A 19434-nucleotide genomic window follows, 5' to 3' on the forward strand; every position below is an offset into this window, starting at 1 on the left:
GTGACCGAACCACGAAGTAAACGCGAATCACGCAGCGACACTGTGTACAAGGCGTTGCGCGACGAACTCATGGCCGGTGCACTGGCGCCGGAGGAGCGGCTCGGCGAGGAACGGCTGGCCGAACGCTACGGTGTCTCGCGCACCCCGGTGCGCGAGGCGCTGGCCCGGTTGCAGGCCGACGGTCTGGTGGAACGCCACGATGCCGGACTTTTCCCCTACCGTCCGCGCCTGGACACCCTCGGGGACTACTACGAGCTGCGGATCACCCTGGAGGTCCAGGGCATCGCCCGCGTCCTCGACGATCCCGAACTGGGCCACGAACGCGCCGTCCTCGGACCCGAGATCGACCGCTGGCGCGCATTCCGCACCACACCCCCGGACCCGGACGCCGGTTTCGTCGACGCCGACGAACAGTTCCACACCGTCCTGCTCGACTCCTCGGGCAACCACGCCCTCACCGACGCCCTGCGCACCGTGAACGCCCGGATCCGGCCGGTCCGGATGTTCGACTACCTGACCCCCGACCGCATGCTCGCGACCATCGAGGAACACATCGCCATCGGCGAGGCCGTCCTCGATCGCGATCTCACCGGCGCCCGCGAGCAACTCCTCGCCCATATCGATCAATCCCGCCGGGTGGTGGCCGACCGTGCCGGTCAGGTACTCCAGCTGACCCGGATGGCCCGCGCGACCAAAACCTGAAACTCCCGGCTACTCCGGTAGCCGCACTGTCCACGCCGAGAGGACCGACCGTGACCGAGACCGCCCCGCAGTTGTATACGCCGTTGCATACGACCCTGCCCGAATGCCTGCTGATCGCCAATCGCGGTGAGATCGCCTGCCGCATCCTGCGTACCGCCCGGCGGCTGGGAATCGAAACGGTCGCGGTGTTCTCCGATGCCGACGAGGGGGCACGGCATGTGCGCACGGCCGATCGCGCGGTCCGGCTCGGTCCTGCCCCGGCCGCCGAGTCGTATCTGCGCGCCGACGCGGTGATCGAGGCGGCGCTCGCCACCGGCGCGACCGCCGTCCATCCCGGTTACGGATTCCTTTCCGAGAACGCCGATTTCGCCGCCGAGGTCGAGGCCGCCGGTATCGCGTTCGTGGGCCCGGCCGCCGAACACCTGCGACTCTTCGGCGACAAACACAGCGCCCGGGCGGCCGCGGCGGCCGCCGGTGTGCCGCTGGTCGCCGGCAGCGGTCTGCTCACCGATCTAGACGAAGCCCGCGCCGAGGCCGAGCGAATCGGTTATCCGGTGATGCTCAAAGCGGCCGGGGGCGGCGGCGGGATCGGGATGGCTGCCTGCGCCGATCCCGCGGAACTCGCCGAGGCCTACCAGCGCGTGATCCGGCTCGCCCAGAACAACTTCGGCTCCGCCGCGGTCTACCTCGAACGGTTCGTCGCCCGGGCCCGCCATGTGGAGGTACAGATCTTCGGTGACGGGCGCGGCCGTGCGGTATCCCTGGGCACCCGCGATTGCAGCCTGCAGCGGCGCAACCAGAAGGTCATCGAGGAGGCACCCGCCCCCGGTCTCCCCTACACCGTGAGTGAACAGCTCCTCGAATCGAGCCGCAAACTACTGGGCGAGGTCGGTTACCGTTCGGCGGGCACGGTCGAGTTCATCTACGACGTCGACCGCGGCGAGGCGTCGTTCCTCGAGGTCAACACCCGGCTCCAGGTCGAGCACCCGGTCACCGAAGCCGTCACCGGGGTGGATCTGGTGGAGTGGATGCTGCGGCTGGCGGGCGGGGAGTCCGCGTTCCTCGACGCGATTCCCGACGCCGGCCCGCCGATCACCGGCCATGCCGTGGAGGCGCGCGTCTACGCCGAGGACCCGGGCAACGACTACCGGCCCGGGGCCGGCACGCTGACCGGCGTCGAGATCCCCACCGGGACCGCCCGGGTGGAGACCTGGGTCGAAACCGGGACCGAGATCAGCCCCTACTACGACCCGCTGATCGCCAAGATCATCACCTCGGGTGCGAGCCGTCCCGAGGCGCTGCACCGGCTGCGGGCGGCACTCGACGAAACTCGCATGTTCGGTATCACCACCAACCTGCCCCAGCTCCGCGCCGCCGCCACCAGCTCCCCCATGCTCGATGCCCGGCACACCACCGCGACCCTCGGCAGCCTCGCCACCATCCGCCCCCGGCTGGAGATCCTGCGCGCCGGAGTTTCCACCACCATCCAGGATTCCCCGGGCCGCCTGGGGCTCTGGAACGTGGGTATCCCGCCGTCGGGCGCATTCGACGATCTGTCCTTCCGGCTCGCGAACCACGCCGTCGGGAACGCACTGGGCGAGAACGGTCTCGAGGCCACCCTGCTGGGGCCGCGGATCCGGGTCACCGATACCACCGTCGTCTGCGTCACCGGCGCCGAAGCCCCGGTGACCGTGGACGACGAACCGGTGCCCATGTGGGAACCGGTCACCGTCCCCGCCGGTTCGGTCCTCGATATCGGCGCGCCCCACGACACCGGGCTGCGCACCTATCTCGCCGTCCGCGGCGGAATCCTCGCCCCCGACTACCACGGCAGCGCGGCCACTTTCACCCTCGGCGGATTCGGCGGTATCACCGGCCGGGCCGTCGCGGCCGGCGATATTCTCGGCATCAAACCCGATGCCGGCGGGCTGCTCGAGCCCGCGCCCGTCCCGGCCGGCGAACGCCCCGAATTCGGCCATACCTGGCACGTCGGGGTCGGTGAGGGCCCGCAGCCCGCCCCCGACTATTTCACGCCCGCCGATATCGCCCAGTTCTACGACGCCACCTGGCAGGTGCAGGCCCATGCCAACCGCACCGGCCTGCGGCTGGCCGGTCCGAAACCGACCTGGTCGCGCACCGACGGCGGCGATGCCGGGCTGCACCCCTCCAACCTGCACGACTGCCCGTACAGTGTCGGCGCTCTGAACCTCTCCGGCGATACCCCGATCCTGCTGGGTCCCGACGGTCCCAGCCTGGGCGGTTTCGCTTGCCCGCTGACCGTGATCTCCGCGCACCGCTGGAAACTCGGTCAGATGCGCCCGGGTGACCGAGTGCGTTTCGTTCCGGTCGCCGACGAACGCACCGGCGCGTTCCGTTCCTCGCCCGCCCTGCGCGGCCGTGACCTGCCCGCACCCGAACTCCTCGGGCCACGGGAGACCGACGACGGGGTCCTGGGCCGCCGCGATGCCGGTACCGGCACCCCCGAGGTCGAATACCGGCGCGGCGGCGACGACAACGTGTTGATCGAATACGGCCCGATGGAACTCGATCTGGGTCTGCGGATGCGCGTCCATGCCCTGAGCGAACGCCTCGACCACGCGTCCATCCCCGGTCTGATAGATATCACGCCCGGTGTGCGCTCCCTGCATCTGCACTTCGACCCCGACATCATCGACCAGCGCACCGTGGTGCGCCTGCTCGGCGAACTCGAGGACGATATCCCCGATACCGCCGACCTGCGCGTCCCGAGCCGGCATCTCGAATTGCCGCTCTCCTTCGACGACCCCACCATCGCGGCGGCCATCGAACGCTACGGGCGCGGTGTCCGGGCCGAAGCGCCCTGGCTGCCGTCGAATATCGAGTTCATCCGCCGGATCAACGGCCTGGACAGCGTCGAGGACGTACGCGATATCGTCTTCGACGCCCAGTACATGGTGCTCGGTCTCGGCGATGTCTACCTCGGCGCGCCGCTGGCCGTCCCGCTCGACCCCCGGCACCGCCTGGTGACCACCAAGTACAACCCCGCCCGCACCTGGACCCCGTCCGACGCGGTCGGTATCGGCGGCAAGTACCTCTGCGTCTACGGCATGGAATCCCCCGGCGGCTATCAGCTCGTCGGCCGCACCCTTCCGATCTGGTCCGGTTACCGGCAGCGCGCACCGTTCGAATCCGGTAAACCGTGGCTGTTCCGGTTCTTCGACCGGATCAGCTGGTATCCGGTCGCGGCGGATGAACTGCTCGAGTTGCGTGCCGAGATGGCGGCGGGACGATACGAGATGCGCACCAGTGCAGGCGAATTCGCCATGGCCGAACATCTCGCGTTCCTCACCGAGAACTCGGGCGATATCGCCGCCACCGAGGAACGCCGGCAGGCCGCGTTCGCCGCCGAACGGCAGCGCTGGGCGGCGAGCGGCGAACTCGACGCCCAGGCCGACCCCGCCGCCGAACCCGAAACCGCCGAAGACCTGGACCTGCCCGAGGGCACCCATCCGGTGACGGCACCGATGATGGCCAATGTCTGGCGGGTGGAGGTGGCTGTGGGCGACCACGTCGAAGCCGGCACCACCCTGCTCGTCCTCGAGGCGATGAAGATGGAACTGCCGGTGGTCGCGGAGGTCTCCGGCACCGTGCACACCATCGCCGTCGCGGCGGGCGATCAAGTCACCACCGGCGCACCTCTGGTCGCCATCGACACCGAAGGAGCGGCATGACCATGGAGCAACTACCGCTAGCGGATTTGTCGGCCCCGGCTCCGGCCGGCCCGGCCGAGAAGGTGGCCCGCGCCTACCGGACCATCCGCGAACACGACCGGCCCGAAATCTGGATCACCCTGCGCGCCGAAGCCGAGGTCCTGGCGGAGGCGGTCGCGCTCGAGGACCGACTCGCCCGGGGTGAGCAGTTGCCGCTCGCGGGGCTGCTCCTCGCCGTCAAGGACAACATCGATATCGCCGGCCTCCCCACCACCTGCGCCTGCCCCGGTTTCGAGAGAACGCCGGAGCGCACTGCTCCCGCTGCGGCGCGGCTGATCGAGCAGGGCGCCCTGGTACTCGGCAAAACCAATCTCGACCAGTTCGCCACCGGCCTCGTCGGCACCCGCAGTCCCTACGGTGCGGTCCGGAACGCTCTGTTCCCCGACCGGGTCTCCGGCGGCAGTAGCTCCGGATCGGCGGTCGCGGTCGCGCTGGGTATGGTCGACGCGGCGCTGGGCACCGATACCGCGGGCTCCGGCCGGGTCCCGGCCGCGCTCAACGGCATCGTCGGGGTGAAACCGTCGCTCGGGCTCGTGCCCACCACCGGTGTGGTGCCTGCCTGCCCCGATTACGACGTGGTCACCGTTTTCGCCCGCGACCTCGCCCTTGCCACCGCGGTGACCGCCGCCATGATCGGCCCCGACGCCGCCGACCCTCGCTCGCGGGCCTGGCCCGCCGACACCCCGCTGGGCGCCCCGGCCCGCACCACGCTCGCGATTCCCGCCGACCACAACCTGACCGCCCTCACCCCCGCCTACCGCGCGGCTTTCGATGCGACGGTCGCGCGCTGGAAGGCGGGCGGCGGCGAGGTGGCGACTGTCGATATCGGTGAACTGCTCGAGGCCGCCGTCCTGCTCTACGACGGAGCTGTCGTGGCCCAGCGCTACGCCGCGATGGGCGAATTCCTCGGCGGTGCGCCCGAGGGCGCCGACCCGGTGGTCGCACGGATCGTCGCTGGTGCCGCCCGCCCGGCCGCCCACGAATACGTCACCGATCTGGGCCGGCTCGCGCAGGCGGCGGCCGCCGCGCGCCGATTGTTCGACGACTACCCGGCCCTGCTGCTCCCCACCACGACCGAGCATCCGACCCTGGCCGCCGTCGCCGCCGAACCGGTGGCGATCAACAGCCGTATGGGCACCTTCACCAATTTCTGCAATCTGCTGGATCTGGCCGCGGTCGCGGTACCGGGCGCGGAGACCGCCGAGGGCGATCCGTTCGGCGTCATGCTGGTGACCCCGGCGTTCGCCGATCAGATAGGGATCGATGCGGCCGCCCGGCTGCTGGACGCGCCCGGCCCGCTGCTCACCGATATCGGTACCGATCTCCTGGTCGTCGGCGCCCATCTCCGTGGGCTTCCGCTGCATCATCAATTGGAGCAGGCGCGGGCCCGGTTCCTGGGCGAGGTCGCCACCGCACCCGCGTATCGCATGGTGGCGCTGCCCGCCGACCCGCCCAAGCCGGGCATGCTCCGCGTGGGAGCCGGTTCGGGCAGTTCGCTGCCCGGCGAGCTGTACCGGCTCTCCCCCGCCGCCCTCGGCACATTCCTGAGCAATCTGCCGTCGCCCATGACGCTCGGAAAGGTCGAACTGGATTCCGGGGATTGGGTCACCGGTTTCGCCTGCGATTACGAATCCGCCCGCGACGCCACCGATATCACCGGATACGGAGGCTGGCGCAACTACCTGGAAGCCGGTCGCTGAGACCGATCTCCCCGAGAGGCCCGCCGCGCGGCCCGTCCAACCGCACGGCGTGCCACCCGGCCGTTCCGATGAGGGTTGCAGGGCAGCCTGCGAAGCAGGGACGGCCGGGTGGCCATCGGCGGAATTCCTTTTCTCCCGGGGCCGCCGGACGAGTCACATCCGGACAATTCGAAACGCCCACGAGTCACCCCGCGACCGGGTCCGATGACCTGCGGCGCCGCGCTCGCCCCACGTAATCCACAGCGCTGGACTACAATTCACGCGGAAAGTCATCCGACGAAGCGGGAGGGATTCGTTGTGCCGGGTCGTGCCGCGCCACCGCAGTCCGCCGGGCCGGCCCATTCGCGATTCCCCCTCCCCGACGGTGCCGGCACCGTCGGCACGCACGCCCTCGGTACGCCGTTCTCCCGTTCGCCGTCGGCCAGTGCCCGGCGTTGTATCGACCACGCTCATCCGATGACCCCGGCCCCGCACCCCCGCCGGAGGGTGCGCGCCGCATGTCATCGGCGACGACGCGCGCGCACGGTCACCGTGATCCGGCGAACTCCGCCGCCCCCGGCCGGCCCCCGATTATCGACGGCCGGCGACCCCGCCCCCGCGCGGCGCCCCGGCCCGATCTTCGAGTGATACGCGACGTTTCGCCGTCCACGAAACCGTCCGCTCTCACCTGGACAGCCCTGTGGTCGTTCCGAATCGGGAACACCGCACGGTGGGCCGAGTCCTGCTCGCCCGCAGCCGTCTTCGTGCTGCCGTCACGCGGGCACGGCCGTGCCACCGGGGCATTCGACCGAACCATCGATCCGCTATGGAGTACGTGACCATGACGATGTCGTCCGCGCACTCGGCCCAACAAGGGTCGCCCCTCGCCGCAGGTGGGGAGCGTGTGCCGCTGTACACACCCGATTTCACCGCCGACCCCGCCGCCGCCTACCGCGATATGCGGCGCCGTTTCGGACCGCTGGTCCCGGTGGATCTGGCACCGGGTGTGCCCGCGACGCTGGTCATCGGATATCGGCACGCTCTGAAGATCCTGCACGACCCGGAACATTTCCCCGCCGACCCCCGCCGCTGGCAGGCGACCGTGCCCGCGGATTGCCCGCTGCTGCCGATGATGGAATACCGACCCAATGCCCTGCGCTCCGCCGGCGAGGAGCACATCCGGTTGCGGGCGCCCATCGTCGCCGGCCTCGAGGCGGTAGATCGGCATCTGTTGCGCGCCACCATCGAACGCCTGGCCATTCCGTTGATCAACGATTTCTGCGCGACGGGTTCGGCGGATCTGCGCACGCAGTACGCCTTTCCGCTCACCTTCGCCACCTTGACCGAGTTGATGGGGCTTTCGCCGGAGGCCGGGCGCACCGCGTTCGAGGGAATGGCGGCGATCCTCGACGCCAGCTCCGCCGAAAGCGCCGCCGAGGGCAATATGCGTTTCGCCGGTGTGCTGATGGAGGCGGTCGGGCAGAAACGCGCCTGCCCGGCCCGAGATGTCACGTCCTGGATGATGCGACACGATTCCCGCCTCGACGATATGGAGATGGTCCAGCAGGCCGCCCTCGTCTACGCGGCCGGCACCGAGCCGACCACCTCGCTGATCACCACGACTTTGCGGCTCATGCTCATCGACGAACGATTCGGCGGCCATATGCTCGGCGGTTCGCTCGCGACCCGCGACGCCATCGACGAGGTGCTCTTCACCGACCCGCCGCTGCCGAATTTCTGCACGTCCTATCCGCGCCAGCCGATCCTGGTCGGCAATACCTGGCTGCCCGCCGATCAGCCGGTGGTGATCAGTATCGCCGCCTGCAACACCGACCCGAAGATCGGTGGTGGCGAACGGATCGGCAACCGGTCCCATCTCGCGTGGGGCCAGGGCACGCACGCCTGCATGGCCGAGGACATCGCCCGCATCATCGCCGGCGAGGCGGTCGATCAGCTGCTCGATGCCCTTCCCGAGATCGAGCTCGCGATCCCCGCCGACCAGCTCACCTGGCGCCCCGGCCTGTTCCATCGGGCGCTCAGCGCGCTGCCCGTCGAATTCCCACCGTCCGCGCCGTTGATTCCGATGCACCCGTGATCCGATGACAGGAGCAACCCGATGACCCAGGAACAGTCACAGACCGAACCGCTTGTGCTCGACCCGGCCGGCGCCGATTTCCACACCGAGATACACCGGATCCGCGCCCGCGGCCCCCTCGCCGTGATCGAGCTCCCCGGCGGCGTGCCCGCCTGGTCGGTGATCGATGCCGGGTTGCTGGAGAAACTCTTCACCGACCCGCGCGTCTCCAAGGACGCGAACCGGCACTGGCCGGCCATGCACACCGGCGAGATCCCGCAGGACTGGGTGATGTGGCCGTGGGTCGCGGTGTCCAACCTTCTCACCGCCTATGGCGAGGACCACCGGCGGCTGCGGAAACTGGTGGCTCCCGCGTTCACCCACCGCCGGACCCAGGCGCTGCGCCCACGGATCGAGGCCATCACCGCCGAACTGCTCGACGATATCGCCACCACTCCGGCCGACCGGCCGGTCGACCTGCGGGACCGTTTCGCCTGCGCCCTGCCGATCCGGGTGATCGGCGAACTGATGGGTGTACCCGCCGAGTTGTCGGCCGCGCTGCGCACCTACGCCGGCGGCACCCTCGACACCACCCTCACGCCCGAGCAGGCCCAGGCCAATTTCGCCGGGCTCTACACCACCCTGCACGAACTCCTGGACTACAAACGCCGCAACCCCGGCGACGATCTGACCACCGTACTGATGACCACCCACGACGAGGACGGTTCGAAACTCAGCGAGCAGGAACTGGGCGACACCCTGCTGCTCATCATCGTCGCCGGCCACGAAACCACCGCCAACCTCCTCGATCACGCCGTGTACGCGCTGCTCACCCACCCCGCGCATCGCGCCGCCGCGCTCGCCGGGCAGCTCGACTGGTCCGACATCATCGAGGAGACCCTGCGCTGGGAACCGCCGATCGCCCATATGCCGATGCGTTTCGCCCTCGAGGACATCGACCTGCCCGGCGGCCACCGCATCGCCGCGGGTGATGCCATCCTGGCCGGGCTGGCCGGCGCCGGACGCGACCCCGGTGTCCACCCGGACCGTCCCGACCTGTTCGATCCGACCCGGCAGTCCAAGGACCATATGGCCTTCGGGCACGGCGTGCACCACTGTCTCGGCGCGCCGTTGGCCCGGCTAGAGGCCGCGGTCGCACTGCCCGCCCTCTTCGGCCGGTTCCCGGATATGCGACTGGCCACCGGTGACCCCTCGGCGCTCACCAATGTGCCCAGTCTCGTCACCAACGGCCATCGCACCCTCCCCGTCGTGGTGTGAGCCCGGCCCCCTTCCGATACTTAGGATTGACTAACCTAAAGTCCGCCGCTAGCGTTTCGCATTATCCGAGTGGGTCCCGCGCTGCGCGTACCCATTCGGACAGCGCCGGCGGACGAAGTACGCGACACCGCGGACACCGGTCCCGGCGCATCGGTTCGCAGGTTGGTCTTAGAAGGGGCCGTCATGTCCAGATTCATCAGAATCGCCGCTGTCTGTATTCTCACCGCACTCATGGGATTCGGCCTGACGCAACCCGCGTCGGCCGATTTCTCCATCCGGGCTTCCCAGACCTCCGATCTCTACGTCCGCGACGACGTACCTACCCTGGCGCAGATCGAACGGCAATTCGCCGCGTTCTGGAACCCGAACATCGGCATGGAACCCAAGGTCGAGGTGAGCTACAACGGCCCCGGCGCCCGCCCCGCCCTGGAGCGGATCATGGAGACCAGCAAGACCATGGATTTCTTCTCCATCCAGGGTCGCGCCATCGCCCCGATCAATGTCTCCGGTAACACCATGTCGGTCACCGTGCACGGCGTGATGGCCGGCTTCCCCGCGCAGAGCAACGTCTACCACTACCTCCGCGAAGGCGGCCTGTGGAAATTCGACTGGAAGGCCACCTGCCAGGAAATGCAGTGCCAGGGTGACCCCACCTTCGGCTACTGATCTCGGCCACACCTGTCGGAGCGGCGCACCGTGATCATTCGATCCGGCCGCGCCGCCCCGCTCGGGCGTGCATCCCGAATTTCCGAAACACACCACGGGACACCATATTCCCGGCCGCACCGGCACCAGTAACCCAGGAATTCATATGATCAGCGTTCGTGGCGTTTCCAAACGCTTCGGCGAGAAACTCGCCGTCGACGACGTCACCTTCGAGGCCGGGCAGGGCTCGATAACCTATCTGCTCGGACCCAACGGCGCCGGGAAAACCACGGTGATGCGCATGATCGCCGGTCTGGCCCACCCCAGCTCCGGCACGATCTCGGTCAACGGCAGCGGACTGCGCGAGCTCCGCAGCGTCATCACCGAAATAGGATTCAGCCTGGGCCCTTTCGCCCGCAACCCCGCACATACCGCCGAACAGCATCTGCTGTGGCAGGCGAGGCTGGGTGGCCTGCCGAAATCCGATATCGCGCCGGTACTCGACCGAGTCGGCCTCACCCCGGTCGCGAAACGCACGGTCGGCAAATTCTCCTACGGCATGCTCCAGCGCCTCGGTATCGCCTCCGCACTACTCGGCGACCCGAAAACGATGGTTCTCGACGAACCGGCCAACGGCCTGGACATCGAAGGCATCATCTGGCTCCGCGAACTCCTAGTCGACCTGGCCGCCGACGGCAAATGCCTCCTGGTGGCCTCCCACAACCTCACCGAAGTCGAGATCACCGGCACCCGCGTGGTCATCATGGGCAAGGGCAGAGTCCTGTCCGATACGAGTAAGGACGAGCTGGTGGCGGCAGGTTCGGGACCACGCCCCCTGGAATCGGCGTACATCGAGATCACCCACAGCAGCGTCGAATACGCCGCCATCGGAGGTACCCGGTAGATGATCGCCACCCACCTCCTCCGATCCGTCCGCAGCGAACTCGCCAAACTCTCCTGGCGCAGCCCGGTCTGGTACGCTGTCGTCCCCCTGGCCGTCGTCATTCCGGTCGCCCTCAACTTCGGAATCGCGAAAGCCACCGAAGCGAACAAACTCAACGGCGCCGGCGGTATGGACACGAACAACGCCGCCTACTGGATTCTCATCTTCTCCGCCTTCATCCTCATGGCGGGCGGGGTGTCGTCGCTGTGCGCGGAATTCAAGGACGACACCGTCGAAACGGTTTTCGGCATCCAGACCCGCCGCTGGCTCCTGCCCCTCGCCAAACTCGTCGTCTTCGGCGTGATCGCGGCCCTCACCGCCCTGGCGGTCACCTTCCTGATCCTCTGGGCCTTTCCGCAGCTGTTCCCGGAGATCTGGGGCAAGGTCGAGGTGTTCTCGGGTGACGGGATCGCGCTGCTGATCGGGGTCCCGCTCTACACACTGCTGATCACGGCACTCGGGCTGGGAATCACGGCACTGGTTCCCAAGCCGGGGTTCGTGGTGATGATCGTGCTGCTGTGGAAGTTCGGGGTGGAGGTGTTCATGACCTTCGTACCCGGGGACCTGGGGGTCACTCTGCAGCAGCTGTCCCCGTTCAAGAACGGGGAGCTGGGGGTCGGGCAATTGGCGACCATCGAGAGCCTGTTCGGCGGACAGAACGGGTCACTGCTGTATTTCGCGGCGGTCTGCGTCGCGATCTTCGCAATCGGCACCGTCCGGCTGGCCCTCACCGACACGCAGGGCAGCTAGCGCGCGGCGGGCAGTTACCAGCCCCGGAAAGGACCGCGGCGACGCACAGATCGCTGTGGGAGACTGGGGTGCATGCCCGATCAGCCGGTCCCCACCGTCATCTGCGGTTCGCGGACCCGCCCACAGCCCGAGGCGCACGAACGGGCCGGGCGCCTCGCAGCGGCACCGGCGGAAACGGGTATCGACCGTAAAAGCCGCTGGCCGGTCCGGCCTGCAACCGATTGCTGTTCGGTGAGTCCGTTTTCGGTGCACCGCAGATTCGCCCCGGCCGGGAAACGAGGAACTCCTCGTGGAGCAGCACCCGCGCCGCCCCCGAGAAAGCTGTCCACGAATTCGCGACTTGTCTCGGGTAGGAGAACACATGCGTAACAAGCTGCGAGATCCAAGCTTTCCGCCCCGCCACCGATTCCATACACAACGAACCGTCAGAGCAGCCTTCCGCTCGAGGCGAGTGCTTCGACAATGGATATCCCAAGTCGGCCGGACGCGCCTCGGGCAACGAGCCCACCGAGACTTCCGGCCGAGTCCGTGGTGGGGAGGTTCGTGACCTTCGTCCTGGGAATTTCGGCGTGACCCAGCAACGGCCGGCGCCGTTCGAGAGCATGTTCGGCGGGCAGAACGGGTCGCTGCTCTGCACGGTGCGGCTGCCCAGCACGAGCACGAAAGCCTCCTGACCGGCTGTCGACATACGTCGGCAATCGATTACGACCGACCGCGCGGCCACTCTGGACTCTTGTCCACGAGGGCGCACAGATAGTCCTGGCAGGGCCACCGTCCAACCTCTGGGGCAAGGTTCGGGTGTCGGGCGCAGGGACAGGACCACGGGTCGTCGAGTCCGTGGTAGCGCGTACGCGACCATGAAACGGTCCTGTTCACCAACGACTTCCCGCGGTGGCCCCTCTGTAATGAGGGCATGACTACAGCGTTGACCGACCGGGGGCCGCTCGGGTCCAGCCCCCGGACCCGGCGCAAGGGCGTTCTCTGGTTCCTCGTACTCGCTTTCGCGGGCGCGTGGGTTCCGTGGGGGATCGCCGGGGCGGCCGGGTACTCCCTCGATAATCCGGTCGTCCAATTACTGACCGGAGCTTTCGTCCCGGCGCTCGCCGCGGTCTGCACTCGACGGTGGATCACCCGCGAGGGTTTCGCCGATGCCGGTCTGCAGCTGCGACTCGCCCGACAGTGGCGCTCGTACCTGATCGCCGCACTGCTCCCAGTCGGTGTTCTCGCCGTCGCGCTCGGGCTTGCGGTGGCGCTGGGAATGTGGCGTCCCGAGGCCGGCGACTTCGATTCCGGTCATCTGCTGTTCCTGGCACTCGCCCCGATCATCCCGGTCGTGGCCGCACCGATCTTCTTCGGTGAGGAGTTCGGCTGGACCACCTATCTGCGCGATCGTCTCGTTCCCGGTCGCCCCGTGCTCACCACCTTCGCGACGGGCGTGATCTGGGGTGTGTGGCACTGGCCGCTGCCCTGGGTGGGCTACCTGGGCGCGGGCGGTTCGGCCACCGATGCGTTCATCGCCATGGTGCTGTGGTTGCCGCTGTCGATCGAACTCGAGTTCGTGATCGGCTGGTTGTGGGTGCGCAGCGGTTCGGTCTGGCCACCGGCCCTACTGCACGGCGGAAGCAACCTCGTACTCGCGCTGGGACTGGAACTGTTCGCCGGTACCGCCGACCCCTCCGGCGCCGCCACTACTCTGCTGATGTGCGCAGCATATTCGCCCGTGGTCGCGTGGATCGTCCTGACGACGAGGCGCGGCGGCCCGCAGAACGCGCAACCGGCGACGCCGCTGGGAGTCCGGCAGTGACCGGGGTGGGGTCCGCACTGCGGACAGGCCCACGCTTCTTCGTTTCCCGTTGGCCGTGGTGCGCACTGCTCTCCGTGCTGTGCGGCGGAGTCCTCGCAGCGGCCGCGGTGGCCGGTTTCGTGCCGGTGGTACTGCTCGGTGTGACCCGCGATCTTCGGGCCGCCCTGTGGGAACCTGTGCTGCGGCTCCAGTGCGCCCGGCTCCGATTGGTCGACCCCGACACCGCGGATCACGCCGCGGCCCGAGTGCGGGCCGCGGCGGCCGAGCGCCGGTTACCCACTTTCCGGCACGTCACCTACCTGGCCACCACCACTGTGTTCGGCGGGGCGCTGTGCTGCCTGACAGTCTTCGCCGTCATCCTCATCGCGGTCCTGCTCGCCGCGCCGCTCCTCGTCCGACGGGATTACTTCGACCTCGGCCCCTGGGTGGTCGACGAGCAGTCGGGAGCATGGATCTGCACCGGCGCGGCGTTCGTCGCCGCGGTCCTGCTGCTGGTGCTCCTCAGCGCCTGGTCGGCACTCGAAGCGCTGGCGGCCCGAAAGCTGCTGGCCCCCGATACCGGCCGCTGGCAGCGCGAAGCGGTCCGCATCGAGAACTCCCGCTCCGCGCTGCTGGAAGCCGAAGGGTTCGAGCGCGACCTCCTCGAATCCGAACTACACGACCGTGTCCAGCATCGGCTCGTCGCCCTCTCGATGACCCTCGGCCTGGCCGAATCCCAGGACGCGGACGGACCCGCCGGTCGCGTCGCCGCCGACGCCCACCGGCAGGTCGACGAAACCCTGAGCGAACTGCGGGCCGTCCTGCGCGGGTTCTCGCCCCGGGTCCTGACCGAACGCGGCCTGGGCCCGGCGCTGATCGATCTCGCGGCAGACCTACCACTCGATATCCACATCGACCTCGACGACGCGTCCACCCCGGATGACCGGCTACCACCGGCGGTCGAGCACATGTCCTACGTCTTCGCCGCCGAATCCCTCACCAACGTCGCCAGGCACACCGCCGCCACCCGAGTCGACCTCCACGGCACCCGCACCGGTACACAGTGGATGGTGCGCATTACCGACGACGGACCGGGCGGCGCCCACATTGTGGGCGGCCACGGCCTCGACCGCCTGCAACGCCGTCTCGCTGCCCTGGACGGACAACTGACGGTGTCCAGCCCACCCGGCGGACCGACAACCATCCGGATGGAGTGCCCGGTGTGACATTCCCACCCACTCGACTGCGGATCGTCCTGGCCGAGGACAGCCCACTACTGCGCGCCGGCCTGGAGAGTGTGCTCGCCTCGGCCGGCCACGAGGTGAGCGCGGCAGTAGGCGACGCACCCGGCCTCCTCCACGCCTACGCGGCCTACACACCCGACCTGGTGATCACCGATGTCCGGATGCCGCCGAACGGCACCGACGACGGCCTCCGCGCCGCCGCCGAACTCCGCCGACGAGACCCACGACTACCGATAGTGGTTCTGTCACAGTACGTTTCCGTCGCCTACCTCGACGACTTACTCGGCGATGATTCGACTGCCGGTGTGGGGTACCTCCTGAAAGAGCGCGTCGGACACGTCCGGCAGTTCCTCGACACCATCTCCCGGGTCGCCACCGGTGAAACGATCGTCGACCCGGAGGTCGTCCGAGCCCTCGTCAAGTCCAGCCGGCACCGCACTCCGTTGGCCGATCTCACCGCCCGCGAACGGGAAGTACTCGCACTGGTAGCCGAAGGAAAGACGAACTCCGGCATAGCGGAGGTCCTGACCGTTTCGGAAGCAGCCGTGCGCAAACACATCGGCGCCATATTCGCGAAACTACCGCTGCGCGAAGGCGATCGACGAGTCCAGGCGACGCTCATCTATCTTCGTTCGCTCGGCCGGCCCCCGACTCCCTGACGACGAGAGTGCCGCAGTTGGAAAGCCTTTACACACCACTGACAGTTACTGCGCGTGGCGTCGCACCGATACAGCGCGACTGGCGTATTCCCCTCGAGGTACGTTCTCGATCTCGGCGTCGACCACTACACCTTCCTGCAGGGTGAGCACCTCGGACTGCGCGACGCAGGATATGTGAAACCACGCCAGTGAACCATCGGGCCGGGACAGCACCCCGGTCCCGTTGCGGAGGTTCCAACGGTACACGGTGGCCTGTTCGATGGGCACGCACCATTTCTCTCACCGGCTCCCTCGTGTCAGGACCGCTGCCCCCACGAGCGCAGCGCAGCCTCCACTTGTTCCGGATCGACCGATTCAGGATTCCCCCAGATATCCCTTGCCCACCCGATTTTGCCCACAAGATTGGATACCAGCGCATGCTCACCATCGATTCCGCGATCACCGTCGGCCAGCACTTTCGCGTAGCGAACCGCGTCGACAATCACGGATTTGACGCGTTCGTGGTTCAAGTACGTTCGCAGATCCGTGGCCCATTCACCGACAGCGGCCGCGGGCTCCGCCGTTGTCCATGCCGCCAGCAGCGCTTCCTGCTCATCAGGAAAGTAACCCATCTTGTGGAGGTGCGAGGCAACGTCGTACACCGGGTCGCCGTATAGCGCCAATTCCCAGTCGATGAATACGACCCCGCCGGCCCGGGTGATCATGTTCTTGCGGTGGACATCGGAGTGCAGCAACCGGAATGGTCTGGCCTGCAATGTGGTCCAGGAGTCGACGATTCCGGCGAACGGGTCCGTGGGCACTCCCAAGTCGTGGTAGAGCCGACCGAACGATTCCCTCGCCTCCCGATACACGTTCTGCGAGACAGCCGAAAGCCGCCGGGCGAACGATACGGGGTCACCTCTGTTCTCGCCGGCGGTGGTAGGCAGCCGCTCCGAGGGTACCTCCCGCAACGAACCGAAGAATGCGGCCACATCCGCGGGAACATGCGCGGGCACCGCCACACCCCGGGGAGCGATCCGATCCAGTAACTCGCCCTCGATGTAGTCGTGGATCTGGTATTTCGGGGACCGCGACTCCCATCGCAGTCGTGGCGCCGGGACCACGGATGCCTCGATCGCCCGCAATACCACTGCTTCGGGCCACTGCCGCAGGTCCATCACATCCGCACCCGCGACAGGAATGCGAACGTTCACCGTGCCCAGCCGACCGTTGACTCGCACATTGTGGTTGTAATACCCTGCCGCCGTGTCGGTGCGGGCTGTGGCCTCGTAATAGAGCTGGTCCGGGTCGATTCCCAGGACACGTGCGATCAGCCGCTGAGCTCCCCGGTCAGGATCGGCGTCCGGAGACGGCGGCTGGATCCGGGCCAGCGCCCGCGCCGCCGCGGCGGAGACATCCGGTTCGATCCAGCCGTAGAGCGACAGCACGGCACGCGCCACCAGGATCAGACCGGGATACACCTCGGCGGCTTCCAGTTCGGAAATCGCCCACCGGACACTGCTGATCGCTTCCGGCCGCGCACCACGCCGTGCGTACACCCCCGCACGGAACAGTTCGGCCCGTGCCCGACCGGAGCGATATCCCGCCTGCTCCAGGACATCACATCCATCGGAAAGCGCGCGCTCCGCGGCATCGAGCTCGCCGAGAGCCAGTTGAGCCAACCCCAGCGCGGTATAGGCCTTACCGAGTTCGTGCAGAGCACCGAGTTCACGTTGCCGGGTGATCGCGGCACCAGCGGCGTCGATCGCAGTGCCGGGGTCGGTCAATGCCAGTAGTTCGGCGCGATTCGTCACGATATTCGCCTGGCCGACGATGCTGCCCGCGGCAATGTAGTGGACTTCCGCCTCCGCCAGATAGCGTGCGGCTGCCTCGGTATCGAAGGCGAGACGATAGGACAGATGACGGAGGCGGGCGATGTCGCCCAGCAGTTCCCGATCGTCCCCCGTAGCAGCGACCAGCTCGTCACACAGACCGAGAGCTTGTTCGAATCGGCCCTGGCACATATGGAGATCCGCAGCCCACAGTCCTGCTTCGAGCCGTGCCCGGCCGGCTCCCTCGTCCCAAACCGAGCCATAGATGGTCAACGCCGCATCCGTTTCACCGAGGATGCGGCGCGCATTCCCGGCGGCGACCGCAAGCCGATCCGCGATCGGCCCGGTGCGCGCCAAATCGATATCCCGGGTCAACCGGTCGGCAGCTTTCGCGTCGCCGAGTAGCAGCGCGGCCTCCGCTTCCAGGCAGGTCGCCAAGTCCGAGATCTCCGCCATAGCTCCTACGTTCCCATGCCCATCACACAGATAACGGTTAAGGTCACTGATCAAACCGTCGATGCCCTGATACCCGCCGCCGGCCACGATGCGGTCCACATAACCCAGCAGATCTACTGCGGCGAGAGCCCCGGACCACAACCCGTGATATCCGGCTTCGCGCCACGCCGATACCTGATTACCCGCCTGCTGGGCCCGCTCCCACCACAGCTGGTGCAGGGCGGAATGCAGCTCGGCGCGCACATCGTCGGGCAAGCGGCGACGCAGTGCGGAAACCATGAGCTGGTGCAGCTGGTAGCGGTCGCCATCGCCATCCGCAGAGGAGACGAACGAGTATGCGATCAGCGAGTTCCAGACCACCGGGTTGCCCGGAAGGTCGAAGCGAGCGGTGATTGCTCGGAAGATATCGTGATCGAAGGTTCGCGGCAGGCCGAGTAGTTCGAGCACACGTATCTCATCGTGAGGAACATAGCGAAGGAAGCGGTCGAGTATCGCTTCCGGCGACACGAGCTCGTCCGCGCCCACCACATCGGGATGGCCCCGGGCATCGATCGCGAGGTGTAGGTAGAAGGGCACCCCAGCGCTGGAGACGGCGATCACCTCGCGTTCGGCGAGGTTCTCGACACCGCAGGCGTCCAGCAGCGCGTACCGGGCATCCATCGGCAGATCGTCGACCCGCACCTCACGGACCCGCTCGCCCCATTCCGGGTCGTGCCGTTCCCATCCGAGTGGCTCGCGACTGGCGATCACCACCAGCCCGGTATCCAGCTGGGCGACGACATCACGCAACCACAAATCCACCGCGGCGGCCCGCCCTTCCCGCTGCGGCCCACCCATCATCGCCTCGTAGGCATCGAAGAAGATCGCATAGGAGCGGCCGGCAGTGCCCGCCGCAAGGTCTTGGGCAAACAGATAGGACACAGCCTCCTCGAGCTGGCCCAGGCCCATCCGATCCAGCTCTTGCAGCACCGGATCGTGCCGAATCCGGTGACTGCGGACTACGCGGCGCGCCCCGGTCTCGACCAGTTTGGCCGCCGTCCCGAACACCGGAATTCCGGTCGCGTCATTCAGGATCTCGGTCAAGATCTCGCTGTGCTCGGCCAGCGCCAGCGAGTCACCGGTGAATCGGAGGTGCGGGTGCAGCCGTTGCCAGAGCACCGCACAGGCAATATCGAACCGGTGAAATTTGATCTTCCTCTCACCCAGCTGGATACGCAGCGCAACCAACGCCTCCGCGGGCTGCCGCTGGCCGGGCACTTGAAAGTCGAGCATTGCCGTCGGGCGGTCGCCACCGACTCGCGAGCGCAGTTCGGTGAGAAGGCGAGACTTCCCGATGCCACCGACACCGCTCAGCAACAGCACACAGGGTCGATCCGAGAGTTCGGCCACGGCGCTGTCGAACGCGGCGAGCGCTGTCTCGCGATCCACGAAGGGCCGACGGGTGGATCCCGGCTGGAACCGTGCCGTCAACGCCATATCGTCCCCCTCACCGCGGTTGTACCACGGTCCCACACGTCATCGTGTCACGGCGAATCTTATTGCAGTAAAACGACTGTCGCGCACCGACTCGATGGAAGTATCTGCAGTCGACGCCTGCACCGACTGTAACCGCTCGGTCACTGGTAGAAGGCTAAGCCCCCGCCCGCGTCTGCTGCGATCAC

General features: G+C 67.7%; 13 protein-coding genes. 11 read left to right on the top strand and 2 right to left on the bottom strand.

The window, feature by feature from the left end; translation table 11 throughout:
• From ACWCPQ_RS19095 to ACWCPQ_RS19145, 11 genes are all read left to right on the top strand, one after another.
• A complete protein-coding gene (locus ACWCPQ_RS19095) occupies positions 1-702 on the top strand; it encodes a GntR family transcriptional regulator (RefSeq protein ID WP_449900491.1) in 702 nt (233 codons plus the stop codon).
• Between the two features lie 50 nt (positions 703-752).
• Entirely contained in the window at positions 753-4412 is a 3660-nt protein-coding gene (uca, locus tag ACWCPQ_RS19100; RefSeq protein ID WP_449900493.1) for an urea carboxylase, read from the top strand.
• Positions 4409-6151 carry an allophanate hydrolase gene (gene atzF / locus ACWCPQ_RS19105; RefSeq protein ID WP_449900494.1) on the top strand — a complete coding sequence of 581 codons (1743 nt, stop codon included), beginning with the start codon at positions 4409-4411 and terminating at the stop codon, positions 6149-6151. The genes uca and atzF overlap by 4 nt, the downstream gene beginning before the upstream one ends.
• Before the next feature lie 883 nt (positions 6152-7034).
• Positions 7035-8225 (top strand): cytochrome P450, encoded by a 1191-nt coding sequence (locus tag ACWCPQ_RS19110; protein WP_449900497.1) that lies wholly within the window; start codon positions 7035-7037, stop codon positions 8223-8225.
• A gap of 21 nt (positions 8226-8246) precedes the next feature.
• Positions 8247-9482, top strand: a complete 1236-nt coding sequence (locus tag ACWCPQ_RS19115) for a cytochrome P450 family protein (protein ID WP_449900499.1) — start codon at positions 8247-8249, stop codon at positions 9480-9482.
• Positions 9483-9665: 183 nt separating this feature from the next.
• Positions 9666-10148 carry a hypothetical protein gene (locus ACWCPQ_RS19120; RefSeq protein WP_449900501.1) on the top strand — a complete coding sequence of 161 codons (483 nt, stop codon included), beginning with the start codon at positions 9666-9668 and terminating at the stop codon, positions 10146-10148.
• A 145-nt stretch (positions 10149-10293) separates the two neighbouring features.
• Entirely contained in the window at positions 10294-11031 is a 738-nt protein-coding gene (locus tag ACWCPQ_RS19125) for an ABC transporter ATP-binding protein (protein ID WP_449900503.1), read from the top strand.
• Positions 11032-11820, top strand: a complete 789-nt coding sequence (locus ACWCPQ_RS19130) for an ABC transporter permease (RefSeq protein WP_449900504.1) — start codon at positions 11032-11034, stop codon at positions 11818-11820. It abuts the gene before it with no gap.
• 913 nt (positions 11821-12733) lie between these two features.
• Positions 12734-13624 (top strand): CPBP family intramembrane glutamic endopeptidase, encoded by an 891-nt coding sequence (locus tag ACWCPQ_RS19135; protein WP_449900505.1) that lies wholly within the window; start codon positions 12734-12736, stop codon positions 13622-13624.
• Complete coding sequence (locus ACWCPQ_RS19140; RefSeq protein ID WP_449900507.1) at positions 13621-14829, top strand: sensor histidine kinase; 1209 nt, start codon at positions 13621-13623, stop codon at positions 14827-14829. Before ACWCPQ_RS19135 ends, ACWCPQ_RS19140 begins: the two co-directional genes overlap by 4 nt.
• Positions 14826-15506 carry a response regulator transcription factor gene (locus tag ACWCPQ_RS19145; protein ID WP_449900509.1) on the top strand — a complete coding sequence of 227 codons (681 nt, stop codon included), beginning with the start codon at positions 14826-14828 and terminating at the stop codon, positions 15504-15506. Before ACWCPQ_RS19140 ends, ACWCPQ_RS19145 begins: the two co-directional genes overlap by 4 nt.
• 45 nt (positions 15507-15551) lie before the next feature.
• On the opposite strand, the gene ACWCPQ_RS19150 is transcribed toward ACWCPQ_RS19145, so the two are convergent.
• The gene (locus ACWCPQ_RS19150) at positions 15552-15773 is read right to left on the bottom strand and encodes a cold-shock protein (RefSeq protein ID WP_449900512.1); all 222 of its coding nucleotides are present in this window, start codon (positions 15771-15773) and stop codon (positions 15552-15554) included.
• 29 nt (positions 15774-15802) lie between these two features.
• Positions 15803-19249 (bottom strand): phosphotransferase, encoded by a 3447-nt coding sequence (locus ACWCPQ_RS19155; RefSeq protein ID WP_449900514.1) that lies wholly within the window; start codon positions 19247-19249, stop codon positions 15803-15805.
• Between the last annotated feature and the right edge of the window lie 185 nt (positions 19250-19434).

It is taken from the genome of Nocardia sp. NPDC001965, from assembly GCF_053594175.1.

Coding starts and splice junctions, on each gene's coding strand:
- atzF (WP_449900494.1), top strand. CDS start 4,409: ATGACCATGGAGCAACTACCGCTAGCGGATTTGTCGGCCCCGGCTCCG.
- ACWCPQ_RS19115 (WP_449900499.1), top strand. CDS start 8,247: ATGACCCAGGAACAGTCACAGACCGAACCGCTTGTGCTCGACCCGGCC.
- ACWCPQ_RS19120 (WP_449900501.1), top strand. CDS start 9,666: ATGTCCAGATTCATCAGAATCGCCGCTGTCTGTATTCTCACCGCACTC.
- ACWCPQ_RS19125 (WP_449900503.1), top strand. CDS start 10,294: ATGATCAGCGTTCGTGGCGTTTCCAAACGCTTCGGCGAGAAACTCGCC.
- ACWCPQ_RS19130 (WP_449900504.1), top strand. CDS start 11,032: ATGATCGCCACCCACCTCCTCCGATCCGTCCGCAGCGAACTCGCCAAA.
- ACWCPQ_RS19135 (WP_449900505.1), top strand. CDS start 12,734: ATGACTACAGCGTTGACCGACCGGGGGCCGCTCGGGTCCAGCCCCCGG.
- ACWCPQ_RS19155 (WP_449900514.1), bottom strand. CDS start 19,249: ATGGCGTTGACGGCACGGTTCCAGCCGGGATCCACCCGTCGGCCCTTC.